This is a genomic window from Anabaenopsis sp. NIES-4685, from assembly GCF_059725405.1.
Map to the genome: position 1 here is coordinate 2,952,280 of NZ_AP043602.1, position 23,075 is coordinate 2,975,354.

At 43.8% G+C, this 23,075-nt stretch carries 20 protein-coding genes and 5 pseudogenes; 7 read left to right on the forward strand and 18 right to left on the reverse strand.

The window, feature by feature from the left end; translation table 11 throughout:
* Positions 1-297 precede the first annotated feature (297 nt).
* Complete coding sequence (locus AC6IZ0_RS12710) at positions 298-924, forward strand: DUF3038 domain-containing protein (protein WP_271732486.1); 627 nt, start codon at positions 298-300, stop codon at positions 922-924.
* 23 nt (positions 925-947) lie between these two features.
* Complete coding sequence (locus AC6IZ0_RS12715) at positions 948-2,387, forward strand: DUF4335 domain-containing protein (protein ID WP_497723215.1); 1,440 nt, start codon at positions 948-950, stop codon at positions 2,385-2,387.
* A gap of 68 nt (positions 2,388-2,455) precedes the next feature.
* Here the strand turns inward: AC6IZ0_RS12715 and AC6IZ0_RS12720 are convergent, their stop codons facing one another.
* Genes AC6IZ0_RS12720 through AC6IZ0_RS12730 form a run of 3 tightly spaced genes read right to left on the reverse strand, consistent with a single transcriptional unit; the run spans position 2,456 to position 3,550 of the window.
* A complete protein-coding gene (locus AC6IZ0_RS12720) occupies positions 2,456-2,914 on the reverse strand; it encodes a ferredoxin (RefSeq protein ID WP_271732482.1) in 459 nt (152 codons plus the stop codon).
* On the reverse strand, positions 2,914-3,300 hold the full coding sequence (locus AC6IZ0_RS12725; RefSeq protein ID WP_271732480.1) for a DUF1257 domain-containing protein: 387 nt from the start codon (positions 3,298-3,300) through the stop codon (positions 2,914-2,916). Before AC6IZ0_RS12725 ends, AC6IZ0_RS12720 begins: the two co-directional genes overlap by 1 nt.
* Before the next feature lie 40 nt (positions 3,301-3,340).
* Entirely contained in the window at positions 3,341-3,550 is a 210-nt protein-coding gene (locus tag AC6IZ0_RS12730; protein WP_271732479.1) for a DUF2997 domain-containing protein, read from the reverse strand.
* A 674-nt stretch (positions 3,551-4,224) separates the two neighbouring features.
* On the opposite strand from AC6IZ0_RS12730, the gene bioU reads away from it, so the two are divergent.
* A complete protein-coding gene (gene bioU, locus AC6IZ0_RS12735; RefSeq protein ID WP_271732478.1) occupies positions 4,225-5,229 on the forward strand; it encodes a (S)-8-amino-7-oxononanoate synthase BioU in 1,005 nt (334 codons plus the stop codon).
* Positions 5,230-5,270: 41 nt separating this feature from the next.
* On the opposite strand, the gene AC6IZ0_RS12740 is transcribed toward bioU, so the two are convergent.
* From AC6IZ0_RS12740 to AC6IZ0_RS12785, 10 genes and pseudogenes are all read right to left on the reverse strand, one after another.
* Positions 5,271-6,077, reverse strand: a complete 807-nt coding sequence (locus AC6IZ0_RS12740; protein ID WP_497723216.1) for a DUF6816 family protein — start codon at positions 6,075-6,077, stop codon at positions 5,271-5,273.
* A gap of 127 nt (positions 6,078-6,204) precedes the next feature.
* A pseudogene (locus AC6IZ0_RS12745) lies at positions 6,205-6,330 on the reverse strand (ChuX/HutX family heme-like substrate-binding protein); the annotation flags it as partial.
* Positions 6,331-6,357: 27 nt separating this feature from the next.
* Positions 6,358-7,563, reverse strand: coding sequence for an RNA-guided endonuclease InsQ/TnpB family protein (locus AC6IZ0_RS12750; protein ID WP_497723217.1), 1,206 nt, complete (start codon positions 7,561-7,563; stop codon positions 6,358-6,360).
* Positions 7,541-7,900: pseudogene (locus AC6IZ0_RS12755) on the reverse strand (IS607 family transposase); the annotation flags it as partial. The pseudogene AC6IZ0_RS12755 and the gene AC6IZ0_RS12750, both read right to left, overlap by 23 nt.
* 188 nt (positions 7,901-8,088) lie before the next feature.
* Entirely contained in the window at positions 8,089-9,042 is a 954-nt protein-coding gene (locus tag AC6IZ0_RS12760; RefSeq protein ID WP_497723218.1) for a PhoH family protein, read from the reverse strand.
* A 125-nt stretch (positions 9,043-9,167) separates the two neighbouring features.
* The gene (locus AC6IZ0_RS12765) at positions 9,168-9,629 is read right to left on the reverse strand and encodes a KH domain-containing protein (protein ID WP_280801974.1); all 462 of its coding nucleotides are present in this window, start codon (positions 9,627-9,629) and stop codon (positions 9,168-9,170) included.
* Entirely contained in the window at positions 9,592-9,852 is a 261-nt protein-coding gene (gene rpsP, locus AC6IZ0_RS12770) for a 30S ribosomal protein S16 (protein WP_200987113.1), read from the reverse strand. Before rpsP ends, AC6IZ0_RS12765 begins: the two co-directional genes overlap by 38 nt.
* A gap of 102 nt (positions 9,853-9,954) precedes the next feature.
* Positions 9,955-11,420, reverse strand: a pseudogene (gene ffh / locus AC6IZ0_RS12775) (signal recognition particle protein).
* Between the two features lie 545 nt (positions 11,421-11,965).
* The gene (locus AC6IZ0_RS12780; RefSeq protein ID WP_497723219.1) at positions 11,966-12,316 is read right to left on the reverse strand and encodes a hypothetical protein; all 351 of its coding nucleotides are present in this window, start codon (positions 12,314-12,316) and stop codon (positions 11,966-11,968) included.
* Positions 12,306-16,352: an Ig-like domain-containing protein gene (locus AC6IZ0_RS12785; protein ID WP_497723221.1), complete on the reverse strand. Its 4,047-nt coding sequence runs from the start codon at positions 16,350-16,352 to the stop codon at positions 12,306-12,308. Before AC6IZ0_RS12785 ends, AC6IZ0_RS12780 begins: the two co-directional genes overlap by 11 nt.
* Before the next feature lie 69 nt (positions 16,353-16,421).
* On the opposite strand from AC6IZ0_RS12785, the gene AC6IZ0_RS12790 reads away from it, so the two are divergent.
* Positions 16,422-16,607, forward strand: a complete 186-nt coding sequence (locus tag AC6IZ0_RS12790) for a hypothetical protein (protein ID WP_497723222.1) — start codon at positions 16,422-16,424, stop codon at positions 16,605-16,607.
* A 118-nt stretch (positions 16,608-16,725) separates the two neighbouring features.
* On the opposite strand, the pseudogene AC6IZ0_RS12795 reads toward AC6IZ0_RS12790, so the two are convergent.
* Positions 16,726-16,965, reverse strand: a pseudogene (locus AC6IZ0_RS12795) (M24 family metallopeptidase); the annotation flags it as partial.
* Between the two features lie 67 nt (positions 16,966-17,032).
* On the opposite strand from AC6IZ0_RS12795, the gene AC6IZ0_RS12800 reads away from it, so the two are divergent.
* The gene (locus tag AC6IZ0_RS12800; RefSeq protein ID WP_497723224.1) at positions 17,033-17,830 is read left to right on the forward strand and encodes a PhzF family phenazine biosynthesis protein; all 798 of its coding nucleotides are present in this window, start codon (positions 17,033-17,035) and stop codon (positions 17,828-17,830) included.
* A gap of 221 nt (positions 17,831-18,051) precedes the next feature.
* Here the strand turns inward: AC6IZ0_RS12800 and AC6IZ0_RS12805 are convergent, their stop codons facing one another.
* From AC6IZ0_RS12805 to AC6IZ0_RS12815, 3 genes are all read right to left on the reverse strand, one after another.
* Positions 18,052-19,287: an RNA-guided endonuclease InsQ/TnpB family protein gene (locus AC6IZ0_RS12805; protein WP_497723225.1), complete on the reverse strand. Its 1,236-nt coding sequence runs from the start codon at positions 19,285-19,287 to the stop codon at positions 18,052-18,054.
* A 309-nt stretch (positions 19,288-19,596) separates the two neighbouring features.
* Complete coding sequence (locus AC6IZ0_RS12810; RefSeq protein ID WP_497726055.1) at positions 19,597-19,959, reverse strand: recombinase family protein; 363 nt, start codon at positions 19,957-19,959, stop codon at positions 19,597-19,599.
* Positions 19,960-20,039: 80 nt separating this feature from the next.
* Positions 20,040-20,291 carry a hypothetical protein gene (locus tag AC6IZ0_RS12815; RefSeq protein ID WP_497723226.1) on the reverse strand — a complete coding sequence of 84 codons (252 nt, stop codon included), beginning with the start codon at positions 20,289-20,291 and terminating at the stop codon, positions 20,040-20,042.
* A 79-nt stretch (positions 20,292-20,370) separates the two neighbouring features.
* On the opposite strand from AC6IZ0_RS12815, the pseudogene AC6IZ0_RS12820 reads away from it, so the two are divergent.
* Positions 20,371-20,691, forward strand: a pseudogene (locus AC6IZ0_RS12820) (DUF4332 domain-containing protein); the annotation flags it as partial.
* A gap of 4 nt (positions 20,692-20,695) precedes the next feature.
* Here AC6IZ0_RS12820 and AC6IZ0_RS12825 read toward each other — a convergent pair.
* A complete protein-coding gene (locus AC6IZ0_RS12825; RefSeq protein ID WP_497723228.1) occupies positions 20,696-21,310 on the reverse strand; it encodes a TetR/AcrR family transcriptional regulator in 615 nt (204 codons plus the stop codon).
* Positions 21,311-21,462: 152 nt separating this feature from the next.
* On the opposite strand from AC6IZ0_RS12825, the gene AC6IZ0_RS12830 reads away from it, so the two are divergent.
* Entirely contained in the window at positions 21,463-23,073 is a 1,611-nt protein-coding gene (locus AC6IZ0_RS12830; protein WP_497723229.1) for a M16 family metallopeptidase, read from the forward strand.
* Positions 23,074-23,075: the final 2 nt, after the last annotated feature.

A 23,075-nucleotide genomic window follows, 5' to 3' on the forward strand; every position in this document is an offset into this window, starting at 1 on the left:
CAAGTAAATTTTTAATATCTAGTTATTAGTTGCTTTTATATAAATTAGCAATTAGCAATTAGATATTAACTAAATTCAGCAATGTTTATTTATACATGAATAAGGAAGCATTTAATTTATCAATAACTTCATGTGTTTTGTCAAGTAAATTGGTGGAAAATTGATTTTCCTCTAGTAAAGTAAGACAAAGACTATTGCTGTTGACTAAATGAGCAAAGCGATGGGAAACCAACCTTAATATTTAAGGGTCTGGTTTCAAAATGGGTAACAGCAACAGACCCTACAGACTGATCACCTATGCTAAACGTTATGCACTCGGCCGCCGATTCAGCCACACCAAATCCTCAGTGGGACGATTTAATTAAGCTTCCAGTCTCAAACACAGTTCAGTGGGAGAATATCAAGACCCAGTTAGACTTGGTGCTGTTAGCGCTAGAAACTTTCACTGGTATTGGTTCCGAAGCTATGTTGTCTGCGGCAATTAACCTGAATTTAGAGTCAAGAGTGCCAGACCGGGTAGCTTTATGGCGATTGCGTCAGTCTAATCCCCTACGCAGGGGACAAGGTGGACGAAAAAAGCTAGATGTAGAAGAAGCTCGAGCAATTGTTCTCATTACCTGCTACCTCGCCAAACAGCACCAGGAATTAATTCGCCGTGCTGTTGGTCTACTGGAAAAAATGGCGCAAAAGAATCGGGAGCAGCGGCTCGCCCCGCTTCGCTATCATCAGGCTGCTTTACTTGGAGATTATATCGATGCTTTCTGTAATACCTACCAAGAACGGATGGAAGAAGACGACCAAATAACCACGGATCTACTCACAAACTTAGCGCTAAAACTGCTTGTGGATTTACTTTTTTATAGTGCGCCTGGTGGACACCGCCGTCTCTGGTTAGCACTAATAGAGAGTTCCAATTTTAGATAATCGTCTTCTTGGTCGTTTCTGCTATGCCACCATTTAATTCTGTCATTAGACGCTACGCACGCCCTAACTGTACCCTAGAAATATGGGCGCAAAGTTCGCCGTTGTCCCATTTAATGGGAAAAACTGTGATCAAGCAGCTAACCTTTGAGCTATATTTTGAGGATGCCCAAAGACTAGAAGCAGGTAAAATCGTCATTAGGGGCGATCGCGATCAACTAGAAATTTTGTGTGATGTTGTCACCAACTATGTACAAAAATTTCTACAGCAACCCCCAAATAACTTTTGGCTGAGTCTTTGTGAACCTCATGATTCCACGAAAGTATCTCATGATTCAGAGTTCACAGATTTTGACCAGACTCCACTACCGAGCGCTAAACCCTCGAAATCTTTTACCTCCCAAACATCTCAGAGCAAAATCTACTTAGAAGCAGACAATGATATAACTCATAATCTATTTCTTGGTTCTCTTTCTAACCCAACATCTGGCTCTGTAATTATATTGAGTTTGCTGCAACTTTTCGATTTAGCAACTGCTTTAGATGAGTATTCTGCTGATGTTATGGCCTTACCAAATTTAAATAACAATAATAAACTTTTGCGATTACCAGCTTGGTCTCCCATTGCCGCAGTCATGGTTTTAGGTGTAGGACTTATACCACTGACTTGGAACTTTGTCAATAATAGGCAAAATCAAACACAGATAGCGAAAACTGCTGTAAAACCGTCTGTGGATGTTCCCACACAGCAACCCGAAGTTACGCCCGCGGGTAATTTAACCTCTCCACAAACCTTAGCCTCGAACTCTCAAGTTACCACTGGCACATTCCCAGAACCGCCCCTAAAGCCATCTAATTCTAGCATCCTGACTAATCCCTCTTCATCCCTACCATCTGGGCCGGATCCAGTGTTTCTATCTCAGCCGTTCGCGCAGCGTAGCCTCTCTTCTGGATATACATTACCCAGTATCTCATCAGTTCCCTTGTCTGTTTCCACTAATCCCCAGCCAAATCAGAGTTCTTCGCCATCTTCAGCAGTCAATCTACAGCAAAGGGAAAACACAATCAATGGCTCTGCAAATATTGCTACTCCATCAAATAATAATAATTCATTAGTTGGTAGGTCAACGAGTCAACCGGTAACTCCCAAATCGGAAACTTTGGCCGCCGGTAGTCAGTTATTTGATATCCCTCAAGTAGCAGAAGCTCGAGAAATATTTACAAAGCGCTGGCAGCCACCTAGTGGATTTACACAAACACTAGAGTACAGTTTAATGGTTAATGATAATGGTAGCATTGACAGGATTTATCCCATCAATCAGGCTGCGAGAATATTCATTGAGGATGCGGGGATGCCTGAAATTGGTAAACCCTTTGTTTCTGCCAATAAAAAGGGAGAAATTATCAGAATTCGAGTCCTTCTCAGCCCTGATGGCAAAGTTCAAACATTTGCAGAAAATGAATAATAAATAAGCAGATAGCCGAGTTATGGAAGAACTCGGCTATCTGATAGAGGTTTTCTGATGACAAGTTATTAAGAGTTTTTTGGAGGTTTTAATTTTTGTTTTTTACGCCGCCGTTGACTAGTAGATACAGCCTGTTCCACTGGATACCCGGCAATAGGTATTACCTGATATTTCCGCTCTTCTTCTAACTTTTTCAGTTCAGTGTAATCAACCCAATGGATGCAATCAACTGGACAAGTATCAATTGCTTCCTGAATGACTTCCTCTGAATCAGCATCTTGACGAATCACGCGCGATCGCCCATAGTCCGCTTCAATATAGAAGGTGTTACGGGCCACATGAGCGCAGTGTAAGCAGCCAATGCAGGTGATTTCGTCTACGTAAACACCCTTTTGACGCTGAACACCACCCAATTCCGGCTCTAAACCAGAGCGTTCTGGCTCATCCCGTAAGAAACCGCCTAACTCTGGTTCTGCACCGGAACGGTTGTTTTCTTCTTCTGACGGCGACGGCAGAAAATCAGCCATTACGCACTCCAGCGTTGTACTACTAAGCGAATTGAGCCATCTGGATTTTTTTGTTGTTCTGCCACTTCAAAGCCTACACGAGCTGTTTCTTTCACCACTGTTTGGTAAGCATAGCGTTGGGTTACTTGGCGCAAGAACCCATCCACAGATAAGCCTTGTTGCCAATATTGCAAGTCAGCCACCAATTCATATTCTTTGCCATTCCATCTAAAGCCGATGTCATAGCCATTTTCCTGCTCAATAGTGACTTCCGCAGGATGGGTTTGACCGCGATAGCCACGGACTTCCCGTGGTCCGGGTTTCCAGTCTATGCCCAATTCAGTGAGTGCATCTTTTAAAGAGTCCAGGTTACGGATTTGAGTCTTAATTTGGCTAAAATGTGACATGGCAGTGATTAATAAATGAGACTAAACTGTGAGGAAAAACTTACCAATCGCTGTATGTGGCTTGGGTATTAGCCACGGAGGATTGTTGCAACTGAGTAGCAAAAAATTCTGAGGTTGGCTCATGACTAAGTACTTGTCCTAGCTGTGCTTCTATTGCTGCTGTGACCTCAGCGCATGAATTGCCCATAATGCCAGTGACTTTTTCTTGTACCCGACCGTCTGGATAGATGATGAACTCTAATGTCTCCATACTTTTGGCCAACCATGATACGACTTTTGAACTTGACCGCCTGAGCAGCCGGCTAAAAATATAGCCCTGGGAACATTGTTTTAGATACAAACTTGGCATTTGCTAACTAATGTTCCATCTCTCAAAATATATATCTCAGAATCTTTACAAAATTTATTATTATTATAAGCACATACATCACTTATTAGTTAGTTTCTCTTAACCTCACTAATTAGTCAAGCTCAAGATTGCTGTGAGAAAATGGGGAATAAAAACCCTGAAATCAAGCTATAGCAGTAGTTTATCCCCTTTTATGCTTCACAAAAATATACTTTTTATTGAAAAAGTTTATCATTACCATTGAATATATATTATTCTGTCCATAGATAACTTCAATGTGTGTGCTTTTACCCAGTGGCATTATTTAATATCTGCGCTCTGGGATACAATGCGATCATCTAATAGTACATATGTATTAGACGATCTAGTTACTGCTTTTTAGCAAAGCTAATAATAAGAAATACCTATTAAATATTTTGGCACAGAGGTAAGTTAAATAATAAACATCCCTGTGTTGGTATCCAAGGTCAAATCAGCAAAATATTCTCTTAAAAAAAGCATTATTCAGCTAACCAAACCAGGATAATGGAGCATAATTAACCTTTATAGCCATCAGCTAACACGGTAAATTCACTATGAATACACAACTAACCAACCTACCTATCCGCGTCGGAGTTCTGGGTTTTGGTGGACTGGGACAAGCAGCCGCAAAACTCCTCTCCAGCAAAGGGGAAATGATCTTAGTCGCAGCAGGCGACCAAAAAGGCTACGCTTACTCTACAGAAGGTTTAAATACTCAACAATGTATTCAAACCTACCAATCTCAAGGTTCTGTGGGTTATTTAGAACCATTTGGGACATTAAGTAATAGCAGCATTCAAGATTTAATTGCGACAGGTCAGCCTGTAGATGGTTACTTTCTGGCCTTACCAAACCTCCCTAACGATTTTATCCCCTCAGTAGCCCAAGAGTTTATCAAATCGGGTTGGCGGGGTGTGTTAGTGGATGCTATTAAGCGTACCAGCGCAGTAGAACAACTTTTGTCAATGAAAGCAGAACTACAAGCAGCCGGAATCACTTATATGTCTGGATGTGGTGCTACACCTGGATTATTAACAGCGGCTGCGGCTTTAGCAGCCCAAAGCTACGCCGAAATTCACAAGGTAGAAATTACCTTTGGTGTCGGTATTGCTAACTGGGAAGCTTACCGGGCTACAGTTCGGGAGGACATTGGCCATATGCCTGGTTATACTGTAGAAAAGGCTAGGGCAATGACTGACGCACAAGTAGAAGCCCTACTAGATAAAACCAATGGCGTGTTGACTTTAGAGAATATGGAACACGCTGATGATGTGATGTTAGAATTTGCCGGCATTTGTTCGCGCGATCGCGTTACAGTTGGTGGTATAGTTGACACTCGCAATCCTAAAAAACCTCTGAGCACCAACGTTAAAGTTACAGGACGTACCTTTGAAGGTAAGATTTCCACCCATACCTTTACCTTAGGAGATGAAACCAGTATGGCGGCGAATGTTTGTGGTCCGGCCTTCGGTTATCTTAAAGCTGGTAAACAATTACACGATCGCGGTATTTATGGGATTTTCACCGCAGCTGAAATTATGCCCCAATTTGTGAAATAAGCTGCTAGGGGCTAGCCTCTAGCCCCTTCTGATATTTGTCCTCAGTTTGTGGCTGAAAATTCTAAGCGATACCGATAGAGGGCCACTGGATGAGAAGCCGCTCTAAAGTAATTTGGGTCTTGGGGTGAAAGATAAACAGCAGTTACTTGATCTGCGAGGACGGTAGGATATAATGTAGCCAATTTATTGTAAGCTGTAGTTGATTCTACGGTATTGAAATATGGACGCGAATCACCTTTAAATAGTTGTTGAAAAACTTCCGATGTGATAAAATTACTATCAGAGGTGGTTTCTGTAGCGCGGGCGCTAATGATAGAAACTAATTGGCGATCGCAAACTTTAGCCGTCAAGCATTCCCCACGTAACCGGGTAATTTGGCGATTAGGTGAATGTGGGTCTATTTTCACTGATAAAACAGCTTCTTCACCTAAATAAGCCTTGGCCAAATTTAAACTATTAAATTTTCTATCTGCTACTACAACTGATGATTGCTCGGCAATTTTCGGAATCAATTTTAACCCACTGCTAGGGGGTTTTTGTCTAATAAAACGCACGAAAAAACTCACAGGTTGATTTAGTTGTTCGCGATTAGATTCAAATCCCGGGGTGACTATATCCGGTGCTAAAGGTGCAACCAAATCTACTAATGTACTTGTCACCTTCCATGAACCAGCCATCCAATCAGGATAAACCAAATCTCCTTGAGCAGTTTCCACAGATGTTATCTGTTCCCACTGGGGAAAATTTGCCAGGCGTTGAGACAATTCTCCTGCTGCTGCCGTACCATTGCATCCGAGTAGGCAGAAAATAACTAAGCTAAAAGTGCAAATCGCCCTGAGACTCAGCATGAATTTTATGGGATTTTGAACGTCGTGATATTTTGATTGCTGTATAAATCAGAATGAATTAACCACGGATCTAGACACCTTAGCGGCTATGGCTATAGGGTACACAGATGTTTTTGTAGTTTAGCATTTACATCGGTAGAGGTTGCCAAACTTCCCCATACTGTTGCTGTAAACTTTGCCAAGCTTCAAGTCCAGGTTCATATTCTCCGGGTTTACCCCATTGCAAAAATAAACTTAAAGCAACTTCCTGCTTGTGCAACTTTTAAGCTAATCAAAGCGATTAAACTAGATTAACTACGGCATCCGTCAATTCTGACTCCTCAGAAAGCATGATTTCATCATGGGTCACGGTGAAGGCAGTTGCTTGCAAAGCACGCAATAAAATATTGCGTGCGCCATTTACATCACGAGAAATCTGTATTCCGCAATGTGGGCATTTAAAAATTTTGTTTCCACCTAATTTATAGTGAACATGACCGCAGTTACCACAGGTTTTTGATGTATATGATTCGTTACAAAGCACGACTATTACACCTTTTCTTTGTGCCGCTTGCTTAAGATGTCGCTCAAATTTGTAATGGGAAAGAGTCAGCATTTGCCGTACAGACTTACTGTTGATTTTGCGTTTCTTCCCGCTACGTCCTTTAATCACCATTTGACTAGAATCAAAGGTTGGTAAGTAAATTACTTTGTAGGAATTAACAAGCAAGTTAACAGCTTTGTTATGCAAATCCTTAATTAAATTCTGAATTCTTTCTCTGACACGATTAGCAGCAATACGCATCTTTCTACGTTGACGGCATCTTGTTTTGGCAGAACGACTTATGAGATTATCAAGGTGCTGACACAATCTTTGTATGCGTCCGATGTCTCCCGTTCCAATCTCTAAGACATTCTCGCCATCAAAACCAGTTAAGAAAGTGCGATTACCAGGGTCTAATGCTATTACCCTATCACTACCAGTAGGTACGGTTTCTTTATGTTGAGGAAAGCAGCCAAACCATTTACCACGAAGGTAAACAAGCTCTGTACCATACTCGCATTGCTCAGGAACAGTTTGACCAATTGTAGTAAAACCTAAACCTTTGGTTGTGCGCGGATACCAAGTACCATTCTTGAAATTGCCTACCTTGAATTGAATAGCTTGGCTCGTGGCTTTACAGCTTTTAAATTTCGCGCTACCACCTTGAGTGCGAGCCTGTTTAAAGGCATCAAATGCCTCAAAACAAGCTTCTTGACGTTGATGTCCTGGTAAGGTTTTCACCCATGACGGTACATCCATTTTTTGAGCTATTTTATCTAACTCCTCAGCAGATATCTTAACTTCTTTTTCTGTGCTAGTTTTCTTATCAATAATTAGTCTGACTTGAGTATCATAATTATTGTGAAGATAACTAATACACTGATTGAAGTAATAACGATAAGCGGCAAGCCAACGCTTCCAAACTCGATGTAATTCTTTACTAGGAAATAGCCTGATTTTCAATACACTGTTCGGTAACTGCTTTGTCGATTTCTTGTGACGCGACTTCTTTTTGTAAGTCTTCTTTGATGATTGACTTGTATTTTCTAAGCCCGTATAACCTGCTAGAGAAACAGTGGATGATTGACAACATATCTTGTACGAGTTCCTGTTCTGGACTGAGCTGGCGGTCATTGAGAACCACGAGTTCGCACTCAAATTTTGTGCATAACCACCTAACCAATTCAAATCCGAATCGGACAAGTCGGTCAGGGTGGGTAACGACAACACGTTGGATATCGCCGTCGATGATTCGTTCCAGAATGGCGAGGAATTTTTTCCGTTGAAAATTGAGTCCGCCTCTGGATATCTTGTGCGTAAGTGTTCAAGTTGTCGTTTTCCTTGGGAGTGACATGCTGCATCAAAACTTCATTAAATCAACTACTTTTAGTCTAGGGTGATTTAGTAATATTTCCTCGTTTTAAGCAACTAAGTTACAATTAGCTACACGTCTAAAAATCGAATTGCATAATTCATCATTATTGTTCCTTAGCTTTCGTATTTTTCATAAGCAGCGACAATGCGTTGAACCAAGGGATGGCGGACAACATCTTTTTGAGTGAATTCACAAAAGCCAATACCTTCAACATTTTTGAGAACTTGTAAGGCTACAGCTAGTCCGGATTTTTGGTTCAGGGGTAAATCTGTTTGTGTAGTGTCACCTGTAATTACCATCCGAGAGCGGAAACCCAAACGAGTCAATACCATTTTCATTTGGGCGGGTGTAGTATTTTGGGCTTCATCGACAATTACAAAAGCATGGTTGAGGGTGCGTCCTCGCATATAAGCAAGGGGAGCAACTTCAATGACACCACGTTCCATTAAACTGGGGACTTTTTCTTGATCAATAAATTCATAGATAGCATCGTAAAGGGGGCGAAGATAGGGATTAACTTTTTGCTGCAAATCTCCCGGTAGAAAGCCCAGTTTTTCCCCTGCTTCCACAGCCGGACGGGTTAAAATTAACTTTTCCACCTGGTTATTCAGGAGTGCTTGCACAGCAACGACAACAGCCAGATAAGTTTTACCTGTTCCCGCCGGGCCAATGCAGAATGTTAAGTCATGCTTACGGATATCTTGAATGTATTCGCGTTGGCGAAAGGTTTTGGCACGAATTTCTTCACCGCGACGAGTTTTAGCTAAAACATCTCGCTGTAATTCTTGCAGTTCTCCTTGGCGATGATTATCTAGGGCTTGACGAGCTGTTAAAATATCGGCACTAGAGATAGTGTTGCCCTTAATCCAGATTTCTTCAAGCGATCGCACCAATTGAGCCGCCAGATGAACTTGCGCCTCCGTACCACCAATATGTAGTTCTTGCCCACGCAACACCAAATTAGCCCCTGTTTGCCGGGATAATAGTTTGAGATTTTCCTCTCTATCACCGCCAAGAGCGATCGCACTGGGAATATTAGGCAGCTGAATGATTAAGGCATCTGCCATAAGTATGTATTGCTTAATTTATGCAATTCGTTTTTTGACAACTAAATTAATTTTAAATTGAGAACTTTTGACAAAAAAACGGAATATCTGAGCGGGATTAAACCAACGCTCAGACTTTCTCTTAGTTAACTAGTGAGTCTTGGTTTGACAACTGGTCTGGGTATATTTACATTTGTGTCTCGTGTTTTAGGTTCTGACGATTGCTGTCCGCGCGCTGCCGAAGGCGATCGCTCTTGCTGGTCGTCCTCAGAAGACATTCCATCTCGACCTAAACCATTGCTGCCGTACATATCCAGGTAGACTGATTGTCCAGCAACTTCCGCCGCAGCCGCAATCACCGTTCTCATTGCCTGAATATTGCGTCCTCCTCGACCAAACACTTTACCCTTATCTTTGCTATCAAAGGCAATGCGAATCCAAACCCGTTTAAGCCCGTGAGCAGTCTCACAATCAATACTTAAACTTTCTGGAGATTCTAAAAATGGCTGCATCAAAAACCTAACTAACCCAACATAATTGGGACTAGCATTGAGAGATTTAATTCCGGAGTTAAGATGCGGTTGTGGCACTGACCTGTTCAAAAACATTGGCTTTTACTAAAATGCTACGGACGGTATCAGTGGGTTGGGCGCCTTGTTGGAGTCGCTTGACGATACCGGGAACATCTAGTCGCACTTCATCAGTTCTGGGGTTGTAGAATCCCAGTTCTTCCAGGGGACGGCCATCACGGCGAGCAAGGCTGTTAATGGCGATAATGCGGTAACTTGCTTCCCGCTTTTTGCCGTATCGCTTCAAGCGCAATTTAATCATGGTTGAGGAACAATTCTCCTAATCGTATTGGTTGGTACTAAAATGACAATTTTAGCACTTGCCTAGCATTAGCTGCTAGGAATCATGAACGGTGGAAAAATTCTAAAGATTGCCGAAGCCCTTCTTCTTTTTATCTTTGTTCTTTTTCTTCTTCGTGGTAGCACCGCTATTATAACCCCGCCATCCAGGAGCCGAGGGAGGATTAGCACCACCGGCAAAAAGATTGCCCATACCGCCGCCGCCAAACATTCCTGGCATTCCTGCCGGCATTCGACCTTGACCCATTTGCTGCATCAGACCGCGCATTTTTTGGAAATCAGCCACTAATTTACTCACATCGGGCTCTCTATAACCAGATCCCTGAGCGATGCGCCGCCGCCGACTCGGAGAACTCGCCAATAAATCCGGGTCTTGGCGTTCTTGGCGGGTCATGGAGTTAATCATGGACTCGCAGCGCTTGAGCTGGGTTTCTCCCTCCTTCAGTTTGTCATCGGAAATCTTGTTCATACCGGGAATCATCTTCATAATCCCGCCTAATGAACCCATATTTTTCAACAAACGCAACTGCTTGAGGAAGTCATTAAAGTCAAACTTTGCTGAAAGGATTTTATCCTGCATTTTTTCAGCATCGGCCAGGTCAAATTCTTCCTGAGCTTTTTCTACCAGAGAAAGAACATCACCCATACCCAGAATCCGAGAAGCCATGCGGTCAGGATAAAAGGGTTGTAGCGCCTCCACCTTCTCACCTACACCCACGAACTTAATGGGCGCTCCTGAAATCTGTCGGACTGACAGCGCCGCACCACCACGGCTATCACCATCTAATTTGGTCAGAATCGCCCCTGTAATGCCGATTTGTTCGTGAAAGGTGCGGGTGAGATTTGCTGCCTCTTGACCAGTCATAGCGTCTACAACTAGCAAGGTTTCATGAGGTTGAACAGTAGCTTTGATGCGGGCTAGTTCCCCCATCATCTCCTCATCAATTTGCAGACGGCCAGCGGTATCAATAATTACTGTGTTCACACCCTCCGCCTTGGCACGTTCCACACCTTGGCGGGCTATTTCTACCGGGTCTGCATCACTTCCCATCTCAAACACTGGGACGTTAATTTGCTTACCCAAGGTCAGTAGCTGGTCAATAGCGGCTGGGCGGTATACATCTGTGGCTACCAATAAACAGGTACGCTCTAATTTCCGTAAATGTAAGGCTAACTTAGCAGTAGCTGTGGTTTTACCAGTACCTTGTAACCCAGCCATTAACACAATTGTTGGCTTCTGCTGAGTCTCGGCCAGGGAACATTTTCCTCCCCCATGACCCGCACCAATTCATCGTGAACAATTTTGATAAATTGCTGGTCAGGTCGCACACCAGTCAGCACTTCGGCTCCCTGTGCTTTGGTTTCGACTTCGCCAATAAAATCTTTAACTACCTGGAGATTGACATCTGCTTCCAACAAGGCGCGGCGTACTTCCCGCAAAGCATCTTGAATATTGGATGGAGATATTTTGTCCTGTCCCCGTAGCTTCTTCCAGGCACTTTCTAAACGTTCAGATAAAGCATCAAACATAATGTAATTACAGGTAATTCGCCAATGGGTAAGCCCAAATCACCCCGGTTAAAACCTTCTGGGGCGATTGAGAATTTACGGTCAAGTTGTCGCGTGCTATTTACAGCTTAGTAGTTTTTATCCCGACTTGAACAATTCACTAGTATTGCCTTCTAACTGTGTGCCATTAGTGGGAGCGATCGCTAGGCTGGCGGGATCTTGAATGGTTAGCACTCCATCGGTTAAAGTACCCACTTGCTGCTGAATAATTTGTGCTGTAACTAAATCTAAAAAGCATCAAGACCTGGTACAGCAACATTAGCAAAACAATTTGACTACCCTATCTAGTGAATCTGTTTAAAGCCTTTTTCAGGCTCATGAAGTACACACCAATTCCCTATTCCCTGTTCCCTGTTCCCTGTTCCCTGTTCCCTAAAACTAAAAAAATTTGTACCTCACGAGCATGGTAAATGCTATATTCAGACTCAAGTATTTAAAAGGTTTAGGGATGTAGCGGTAAAAACCCCCACACTCAAATCCTATAATACTCTCCTTTCAATATGCTTCTATACAGGAATTTCGGGAACAGAAAGACCTACCGATCGTTGGGCTACACGAGCAGCATCCAATGCAGACAATTCTCCGTTACCTGTAATGTCTCCCAGAATAAGCGGATCAGTGACTGGGAAGGCTCTAAATCCTGTATCCAACCCTACACTCACCCGTGCAATCAAGGAGGCATCAAGAGCGCTGTACTCTTGATTTCCTGTGGTATCTCCGAACTTTGCTACTAGTTGGACTGCACTATCTCCCACCAATCCAGCACCTGGAATGATTTCTAATAAACCAGAATTACCGTAGGTCGCACTCTCAGGGACCTCAGCTGTGAGGAAAATTAAATCGGTGTTATTGCTCAAAGCAGGTCCAATCCAGGGTAAACACAGCTTGTCCTGTTAAAGGATCAATGGTATTAGAGGTGAAATTCCAACCCGATGATGGAGCTACATTTGCTTCCGTAATATTCAGGATACCCGGATCATATTCCAAGGTGAAGCTAATATTATCAACACCGTTGGGGTTACTTATCCGGATGGGTAGACCAATGAGGTTATCCCCCGCGGGAACATCTACACCTTGACCCGGTGCGCGGCTAAAGTCAGGTAAGCTCAGGACTGGTGCTGTCTGACTCTCCACCGTAAATTCCAATTGAAATTGACCACCGGGGGTACCATCACCATCTACATCGATTAACTCACCGTTAGTATAGACCAAGCCATCTGGGCGGCTCTCCAGGGTCAGGGTGTAACTACCCGGTTCTAGGATATCACCAGTCTTAACAAAGGTGAGGGTCTTAGCAGTTTCATCCCAAATCAGTGAGCCATTGATGATATTTCCGGCACCATCTCTGAGGGTGATGTCTGGTGAATCGGCTACATCTAATCCCCTGTAAAGGTTAAGGACACTGAGATTTAGGTCAGCATCGAATGTCAAGACAAATCCGCTGCTAGTCTGTGTAAATACGTCGGCGCTGGGATCTCCCTTTAAGGGAAAGGTGAATGTACCGATATTGCCGGCTGCATCTGTTTGGGTGGCTATGATGCTTTTATCTCTGTTTCCAATGATGGTGATGTCCTTTTCTGTCAGGCTGTAGGTGAAGTTGCCATTTTCATCCACCTGGGCTGTAGCAAGAACTTCACTATCTTCTTCAATGCCGTACTTGATGGTGACATCACCACTACCTGGTTCTGCTGTACCTACTACAACTGTACCTACTACAGGGATATCATTTTCTTCACCAACCCTGGTAATGGTAACCGCGGGTGCTATGGTATCTACGGACAAGGTAAAGGCAGGGGATGTACCGATATTGCCGGCGGCATCTGTTTGGCTGGCGGTGAGGGTTTTACCTGTTCCCTGTCCAATGGTGGTGATGTTGGCTGGTGTCAGGCTGTAGGTGAAGTTGCCATTTCCATCCACCGGGGCTGTACCAAGTCCTGTACTGCCGAAACTGATGGTGACATTGCTACTACCTGGTTCTGCTGTACCTACTACTGTGTTGTCCCCAGGTACACCACTGACTCTGTTATCTCCTCCACCAATGCTGGTAATGGTAACCGTGGGTGCTATGGTATCTACCCCAAAGGTAAAGGCAGGGGATGTACCGATATTGCCGGCGGCATCTGTTTGGGTGGCGGTGATGTTTTTATCTGTTCCCTGTCCAATGGTGGTGATGTTGGCTGGTGTCAGGCTGTAGGTGAAGTTGCCATTTCCATCCACCGGGGCTGTACCAAGTCCTGTACCGCCGAAACTGATGGTGACATTGTTACTACCTGATTCTGCCGTACCTACTACTGTGTTGTCCCCAGCTACACCACTGACTCTGTTATCTCCTCCACCAATGCTGGTAATGGTAACCGCGGGTGCTATGGTATCTACGGACAAGGTAAAGGCAGGGGATGTACCGATATTACCTGCGGGGTCGGTTTGGCTGGCGGTGAGGGTTTTACCTGTTCCCTGTCCAATGGTGGTGATGTTGGCTGGTGTCAGGCTGTAGGTGAAGTTGCCATTTCCATCCACCGGGGCTGTACCAAGTCCTGTACCGCCGAAACTGATGGTGACATTGTTACTACCTGATTCTGCCGTACCTACTACTGTGTTGTCCCCAGCTACACCACTGACTCTGCTATCTCCTCCACCAATGCTGGTAATGGTAACCGTGGGTGGTATGGTATCTACGGACAAGGTAAAGGCAGGGGATGTACCGATATTGCCGGCGGCATCTGTTTGGGTGGCGGTGATGGTTTTACCTGTTCCCTGTCCAATGGTGGTGATGTTGGCTGGTGTCAGGCTGTAGGTGAAGTTGCCATTTCCATCCACCGGGGCTGTACCAAGTCCTGTACCGCCGAAACTGATGGTGACATTGTTACTACCTGATTCTGCCGTACCTACTACGGTGTTGTCCCCAGCTACACCACTGACTCTGTTATCTCCTCCACCAATGCTGGTAATGGTAACCGTGGGTGGTATGGTATCTACGGACAAGGTAAAGGCAGGGGATGTACCGATATTGCCGGCGGCATCTGTTTGGGTGGCGGTGATGGTTTTACCTGTTCCCTGTCCAATGGTGGTGATGTTGGCTGGTGTCAGGCTGTAGGTGAAGTTGCCATTTCCATCCACCGGGGCTGTACCAAGTCCTGTACTGCCGAAACTGATGGTGACATTGCTACTACCTGGTTCTGCTGTACCTACTACTGTGTTGTCCCCAGGTACACCACTGACTCTGTTATCTCCTCCACCAATGCTGGTAATGGTAACCGTGGGTGCTATGGTATCTACCCCAAAGGTAAAGGCAGGGGATGTACCGATATTGCCGGCGGCATCTGTTTGGGTGGCGGTGATGTTTTTATCTGTTCCCTGTCCAATGGTGGTGATGTTGGCTGGTGTCAGGCTGTAGGTGAAGTTGCCATTTCCATCCACCGGGGCTGTACCAAGTTCTGTACTGCCGAAACTGATGGTGACATTGCTACTACCTGGTTCTGCTGTACCTACTACTGTGTTGTTCCCAGCCTCACCACTGACTCTGCTATCTGTACCACCGATACTGATAATTGTGACTGTGGGTGGTATGGTATCTACCAGGAGATCGTCGCTGAAGGGAGTGGCGATCGCCACCACACCCAATTGGAGCAGGTCGCTCACCTCACTGCTGTTACCGCCATAGTTAATATCGCCCCAGGTGACCACCGAGCCATCTTCCCTCACGGCCGCGAAGGCAAACCCAGTGGAGAATATCTCCCAGACATCGGTCAGCAGGTCGCTCACCTCACTGCTGTTACCGCCATAATTAATATCGCCCCAGGTGACCACCGAGCCATCTGCCCTCAGAGCCGCGAAGGCAGACCCAGTGGAGAATATCTCCCGGACATCGGTCAGCTGGCTAGCCACGTCACTGCTGTTACCGCCATAGTTAATATCGCCCCAGGTGACCACCGAGCCATCTGCCCTCAGTGCCGCGAAAGCCCGGTCAGTAGAGAATATCTGGGTGACATTGGTCAGCCGGCTAGCCACGGGTCTGCTGTTACCGCCATAGTTAATATCGCCCCAGGTGACCACCGAGCCATCCTCCCTCACCGCCGCGAAGGCATACCTAGTAGAGAATATCTGGGTGACATTGGTCAGCCGGCTAGCCACGGGTCTGCTGTTAGCGCCATAGTTAATATCGCCCCAGGTGACCACCGAGCCGTTTCTCCTCAGTGCTGCGAAAGCCCTCTCAGTAGAGAATATCTGAGTGACCGTGGTCAGCTGTCCAGCCACGTCAAGGCTGTCACCGCCCTTGTCACTATCGCCCCAGGTGACCACCGAGCCATCTTCCCTCAGTCCCGCGAAGGCATACCTGGTAGAAAATATTTTGACATTGGTGAGCGGGTCTGCCAGATCTCTCTGTTTGCCGCCCCTGTTACTATTGCCCCAGCTGACGACGGGTTGGTTTTCCCTGACTGCCGCGAAGGCCTCCTCAGTAGAGAATATCTGGGTGACATTGGTGAGCTGGCCAGTCACGGCTCTGCTGTCACCGCCTTTGTCCAATAGTCCCCAGGTGACCACCGAGCCATCTGCCCTCAGTGCCGCGAAGGCATACCTAGTAGAGAATATCTGGGTGACATTGGTGAGCTGGCCAGTCACGGCTCTGCTGTTACCGCCATACTCAGGATCGCCCCAGGTGACGACCCTACCATCAGTAGTGATGGCAGCGAAGGCACGCTCAGTAGAGAATATCTGGGTGACGTTGGTGAGCTGGCCAGTCACGGCTGTGCTGTTACCGCCAGACTCAGGGTCGCCCCAGGTGACGACCCTACCATCAGTAGTGATGGCAGCGAAGGCACGCTCATTTCTCCATTCCTGAAAGCTGCGACCGGGGTCGGCTATGGGAATCGGGCTGCTTTGTAAGTTGCTCATCAAGGGCCCCTAAAAACACTTATACATAGTCATTTACAGAGATTTTTTGCGACAGTAAAAAATATCCCTGTGATCTTCCCACCTTCAGATTTATTCGCAAGTTCAGATGCAGCAGTAACTACAGTCCATATTTTCTTAGTATTTGCTGCATCAGAAGCTAACCAATTGAGTCAAGCTAAGGAAATTAACAGTGTAACCGGTTTTAAGTCAAAAAATATCGGTCAGGTATTCTTAACAATACCCATCAAACGATGATACCTAAATTTTACCAAAAGTGCTTTCAAAATTTACTCATGATCAAGCATGAAACTCTGTACCGCATACCACGTGTCTATCAAAACCTTATCAAACTGTAAAAGCTTCTGATACACAAGACACCTGGGTATATTTTAGTAATACAAGCATCATGAGCCGCCACCACCACATCATAAATATCTCTTTGGGTAGAGGAGAACTTCCCAGAGACATTCCACGTACGGGTAATATCAGCAGCCCAACCTAGTTGGGTTTGTGCACCCACATCAGCCAGAATTAAATCACCTGGTTTCAGTGGATGGTGATACTGCTGATTGTGCAAAACTTCCCCATGAACAATGACAATACTGTTATATGATTAAGCCCAAAGGTGCGCTGAAGTGTTGGTTAATATTAATTTGAAATTTTAATTTGAGGTTGGTGTTATGGGGCAGTTAGTTACTCAGGTTGATGCTTTTACTAATATATGTTTTGCTGGTAATCCGGCGGCGGTTTGTGTTTTGTCTGAGTCTCAGGATGATGGCTGGATGCAAAATGTGGCTCAGGAAATGAATTTATCTGAGACGGCTTTTTTACTGCAACAGGATGATGGTTTTAGGTTGCGTTGGTTTACGCCTACTGTGGAAGTCCCTCTGTGTGGTCACGCAACTTTGGCCAGCGCTCATGTGTTATGGTCTGATGGGTATTTATCCCCTGATGCAGTTGCTCGTTTTTATACTAAAAGCGGTGTTTTGATTGCTCAACGGTTGGGTGAGTGGATTTGTTTAGATTTTCCGGTGAATATTTCTCAAGTTACAGTTGCACCTCCCGCATTAACTGCGGCTTTGGGTGTACCTTGTAAGTTAGTGCTGCAAAATTCTCTGGGCTATTTGGTAGAGCTGGAGTCGGAGGAGTTGGTACGACAAATGCAGCCGAATTTTCAGGAGTTAAAAACTTTACCTATGGCTAATGTGATTGTGACTAGCCGCAGTGTTCCTGGTTCTGAATATGACTTTATCTCTCGGTTTTTTGCACCGGGTTTAGGTATAGATGAAGACCCTGTGACTGGGGCTGCCCATTGCTGTCTGGCTCCATTCTGGCGCGATCGCTTGGGTAAAAATGAGTTTTTGGCTTTTCAAGCCTCCCATCGTGGTGGAGTGGTTAAGGTGAGTTATTCAGGGGGCGATCGCGTGTTGCTTTCAGGACAAGCAGTAACTGTCATGCGGGGGGAATTAATTACTTAAAAAAGTCCGCCTACCCCTACATAAAAAACCCTCAGATTAACTTCCAGACAGAGCCACACTCCACCTTGCAAATGTCCTTTAAACAGCCAAATGATACAAATCAGATGAGAAGTTGTGACTGGCCGATTCAAAAATTACCTGGATTAAGTCAGGAAGACCAAGCCCAATTGCAAAATTGTGGAATTACAACCACAAAAGAGTTTGTGAAATTATAGACAAATCTACAAAGTCACTTTACCAGGGGTAAACCTGATTGGAGTTACTCCTAACCCCTCTATCCCGTCTGCAAAAGCGTTCAGGACTGCTTTTCTTAATATGTTGTACGCCCCATTTAAATCAGCGTTTATTAACCTTCCATTGGAAGCTTTATACAACCCACGAGCTACTCTTCTACCACTAAATACACGTTCTGCCCCTTTTTGGTACTCGGGGATATTATCAAGGTCAAGAAAACTAGCTTTAGAGGTATAACTTTCTTCGTTGATAATAACTTTAACGCCAGCTAAGTTAGCTTTATAAACCAACTGCTGGATAAATTTATAGTGCGGTATCTGAACAAAATTTTGATTGTTACGCTTACCAATATTAATATCTTGCTTCCACTGTTTGTTGTTACCAATCACCAAAGTATCAATCTGATTTTGTCGAAGGTAATTAATAATGGTTCTACTAGCTTGGTGTAGATAGGTATCAACTTTACTATCTCTTTTGGTGAGAAGATTGGATATTTTGTTGGAGGTGTATCTATTGGGGTCTTGAGTTTGAAGCTTCGATTGGAGTTGGGCTTTTTGTTTATTAAAGAATTGATTGGTTGACTTTAATGGGCGACCATTAATAATCAACGGCTGAAAGCCTTTTTTGTTTGAAGCTATGGTGGCCAGGTTATTAAGCCCCAAATCGATAGCTGCAATATATTGATTCCTAACTGTGACTACTTCATTCTTTTCATAAACAGCCTCTACTACATGGAATCCACTTCTAGGTACTAATCTAAGTTCTTTAACTTTATTTTGAATAGCAGTTGAAATAGATATATTTGTACCTGAAGGTTGTAATAACCCTTTTTTAAAACCTCTTTTGCTAATACCCTGTGCGGGGTAAATGACCACACAACGACCTTTTGTTTTATGTTTATATCCAGGTAGTCTAGGCCGACCTTTGAACTTATCAGGGTTGGTCGTAAAAGAACTAATAGCTGCAAAATATGAAAGCCAGCATCTATCAACTAATTTAATGATTTGACAACTTACCTTTGCTGGCAAAGCTTTATAATCAACAGATTCTTTGATTAGGTGATAGGCTCCCGCATAATTAATATGCTTGTTGTTATGGATGTATTCCTGTCTAACTATGAAGTTAACAGCATTGTATAGGTTCTTCGATTTAAAGCAAAGTTCATCTATTTCTTTGTATGCTGGGTGACTTGGTTTAATAACATGACGCTCAATCAGATTCATTTTGTAACTCCTGAGTGATACGTTCTGTTTTTCTCTTTGCTCTTCTTAACCCATACATCCTTGCACTAAACGAGTATATTATCGATACTATATCTTGCATTAGTTCATCTCTACCTTCAGTAGCTTGATTAACAATTTCGGCTCTACCGTACTTGTTATGCTAATTTAACAACTGGTTCGAGGGAACACCGGAACAGGGAACAGGGAACACACCGAACAGAGATTAAGAAGGAATATTCAGGCATTTTCTTCAATAACCAACATTATTTCCCTTATACGGTAAGCCTTTTCGGATTTTATCAAAACAATTTAGCATATTAGGTACTGAAGAACCACAATTTCCAACTCTTTACCTAGTTTATTAAGAAGAATCTTTAAATAGTTCAAACCAAACCTTGCTACTCTATCAGGGTGTTCGGCCAGAAGAATATTATACTTATCGTCTTTTAGAAGCTTTGACAACTGTTTGCGGTTGTCATTTAACCCACTGCCGATTTCTTTAACAACTTTATATATTGTGTACCCCCTAGCTGTAGCATATTGGGTTAACCTTTCAGCTTGTCTTTCTAAGTTGTCTTTTGAACCATTATCAGAAACACGGCAGTAGATAGCTACAACTTTGTTAGAGGATGTTTGATAAGTTTTATAAGGTGATTTTAGACACTTCTTGATCCCCCCTAACCCCCCTTCTCAAGGGGGGAACTAGAGTCAAAGTCCCCAATCTTGGAAATAGCGCGATCGCTAAATATTTTTTATCCCCTTCTCAAGGGGGGAACTAGAGTCAAAGTCCCCCTTCTCAAGGGGGATTTAGGGGGATCTAAAAATATTTGATACACCATGAGGGACTTTTCAAACACCCTCTTAGGGTTTTGGTTAGTTTCAGGTAGATTAATAATTATGGTTCCTGTAGGTTGTTGATAACCTGTGATTACGCCGGATTTGTACCAACGCCACGCAGTTCTATAACTTATCCCTACCTTTTTTGCATAATCAGATAGTTTCATTCATTTAATGATCGTACATTCATAATATTATACTACAAATGTACATAAATGACTATAAATTCATTAAATTATTGAAGACCTAATTAAACAAGGAAAAACTGCCCAAAGTAGGGTGGATTTGGCAAATAAACTACAGGTTAATCTTCAATATGTAAATAAATGGATGGCTTTAGCGGATTTAGCGCGTATTCCTGGTATAGGAGTGCAATATTGCGGTTTATTGCTCCATTCCGGTATTGGTTCTGTAGCACAACTGGCTCAAACACCCACCTACAGGTTACACCAACAAATTATGCGTCTGCAAGTCTCAACAATGCAACGCCGAGATTTGTGTCCAGCTATTGATGTGGTAGAACAGTGGAGTCAACAAGCAAAAATAGTGCTGAGTTCTCAGGAGTGATGTATTATTCCTTGGCCAACACGCCATTGAGAAAAATGTCGGCTAATCCTTCGGCCATTTGCTGCATTTCCTGGGGGGAAGCATCGGGAGCTATAACAGTATTGTTAGAGAAACCGGCGATCGCAAACATTCCTAAAAAAACCTTAGCCACCAGTTTAGCATCGGTTTGGCGATAAATCCCCTTATCCATGGCAGTTTGAAAGAAAGCTTCAGCCACACCGGTCATTTTATCAATGACTTCTTCTTGAATGCGATCGCGCAAATCTGGATGAAACTGGACTTCCATAAAACAGACCCTCATCATATCTACATTTTTGTGTAGATTCCACATCCGGCGGCGCATCACTTGTGCAATAGCCTTATAACTACCCATTTCACTCAATTCTGTGAGCAAATCTGTTATAATATCCACCCACCCACTAGTAGCTACTTCCACTAAAATGGATTTTTTATTAGGAAAATGACGAAACAGAGTACCCTCAGCAACCCCAGCTGCTTGTGCTAAGTCACGGGTGGTAGTACCATCAAATCCCTGAGAAGCAAACAACTTCTGTGCGGACTCTAAAATGCGGGTACGTGTTTGTGCTTCTGAAGGCGGAGGTGAATTAAAAACTCGCATAATAACTTATGGTGTGATCTTCCGAAGGCGGTTTGTATCATTATTCTCTAATATCAGGTACCAAAAACACAGAAACTTAAATACAAGGTTAACGCCCTGTTTGTTACTTAGCACATTTCTTAGATAATAGAACTTTAATTTTATTGTCGCTTATGAATCAGCCCCCTCGTTCAATTTTGGCTTGGTCATTGCGTCGGCTCTCGACCATTTTGATGGTACTCCTAATTTTATGGTGTGGGTTACTGCCAAACACAGCTCTAGCTGACACTCAAACGGCAAATCCTCTGCAAAGAATCCTGCAACTTCGTCAAAAACCACCACACAAGAGTTCAATTCAACCTTATTTAGATCGGGTAATTGAGCAACTAACAGAGTTTCGCCTGGATAATGGGATGAAATTCATTGTCTTAGAAAGACATCAAGCGCCTGTAGTTTCTTTTGTTACTTATGCTGATGTGGGGGGTGTGGATGAGCCAGATGGTAAAACTGGTGTAGCACACTTTTTAGAACATTTAGCATTTAAAGGTACTAGGCGTATTGGTACAAAAGACTACGAGGCAGAAAACCTATTACTAGACCGCCTAGAACAGTTAGATGCCCAAATTAGAAGCGCAAAAGCCAATGGTAAACAAGATGATATCACTCAATTGCAAACTGAATTTAAGCAAATACAGTCCCAAGCAGACCAGCTAGTCAAACAAAACGAATTAGGTCAAATTGTCAACCAAGCGGGGGGTGTAGGTTTAAATGCTACTACTTCTGCCGAAGCTACTAAATACTTTTACAGCTTTCCTTCTAATAAGTTGAAACTGTGGATGTCACTCGAATCAGAGCGATTCTTAGAACCTGTACTACGTCGGGAGTTTTACAAAGAAAAAGATGTAATTTTGGAAGAACGCCGGATGCGGGTAGATAATTCGCCTATCGGTACAATGGTGGAAAACTTTATGGATACTGCTTTCACAGTCCATCCCTACCGGCCACCGGTGATTGGTTATGAAGAGGATATCCGGAATCTGACACCCGAAGATGTACAAAACTTCTTTAACGCTCACTATGTACCGAGTAATTTAACCATTGCCATTGTCGGAGATGTCGATGCGGCCCAAGTGAAAAGACTGGCAAAAATTTACTTTGGCCGCTATCAAGCCAAACCAAAAGCAGCAGCAAAGATTCCACCCGAACCACCGCAAACACAAACACGAGAATTTACTTTAGAGTTACCCTCCCAACCTTGGTATTTAGAAGGCTATCACCGACCATCAGTTAGCCATCCCGATGATGCAGTTTATGAAATTATCGCAGGTTTATTAAGTAATGGGCGTACATCTCGTTTGTATAAATCTTTGGTAGAACAGCAGCAACTGGCCTTAAATGCTGCGGGTTTTAGTGGCTTTCCTGGTGATAAGTACCCAAATCTAATGTTATTTTATGCTCTCACTGCTCCCGGTCACACTGTGGATGAGGTGGCCTTAGCTTTGCGACAGGAAATTGACAAATTGAAAGCTCAACCTGTGACGGCGGCTGAGTTGCTACGGGTGAAAACTCAAGCACGGGCGAGTTTGTTACGTAGTCTTAATTCCAATATGGGTATGGCCCAGCAGTTATTAGAAGCGGAGGTAAAAACTGGTTCTTGGCGCAATTTGTTTGAGCAGTTAGATGCAATTTCGGCGGTGACACCTGCGGATATTCAACGGGTAGCTCAGGCAAGTTTTACATCACAAAACCGCACAATTGGTAAGTTGTTGTCACAACAAGGTTAACA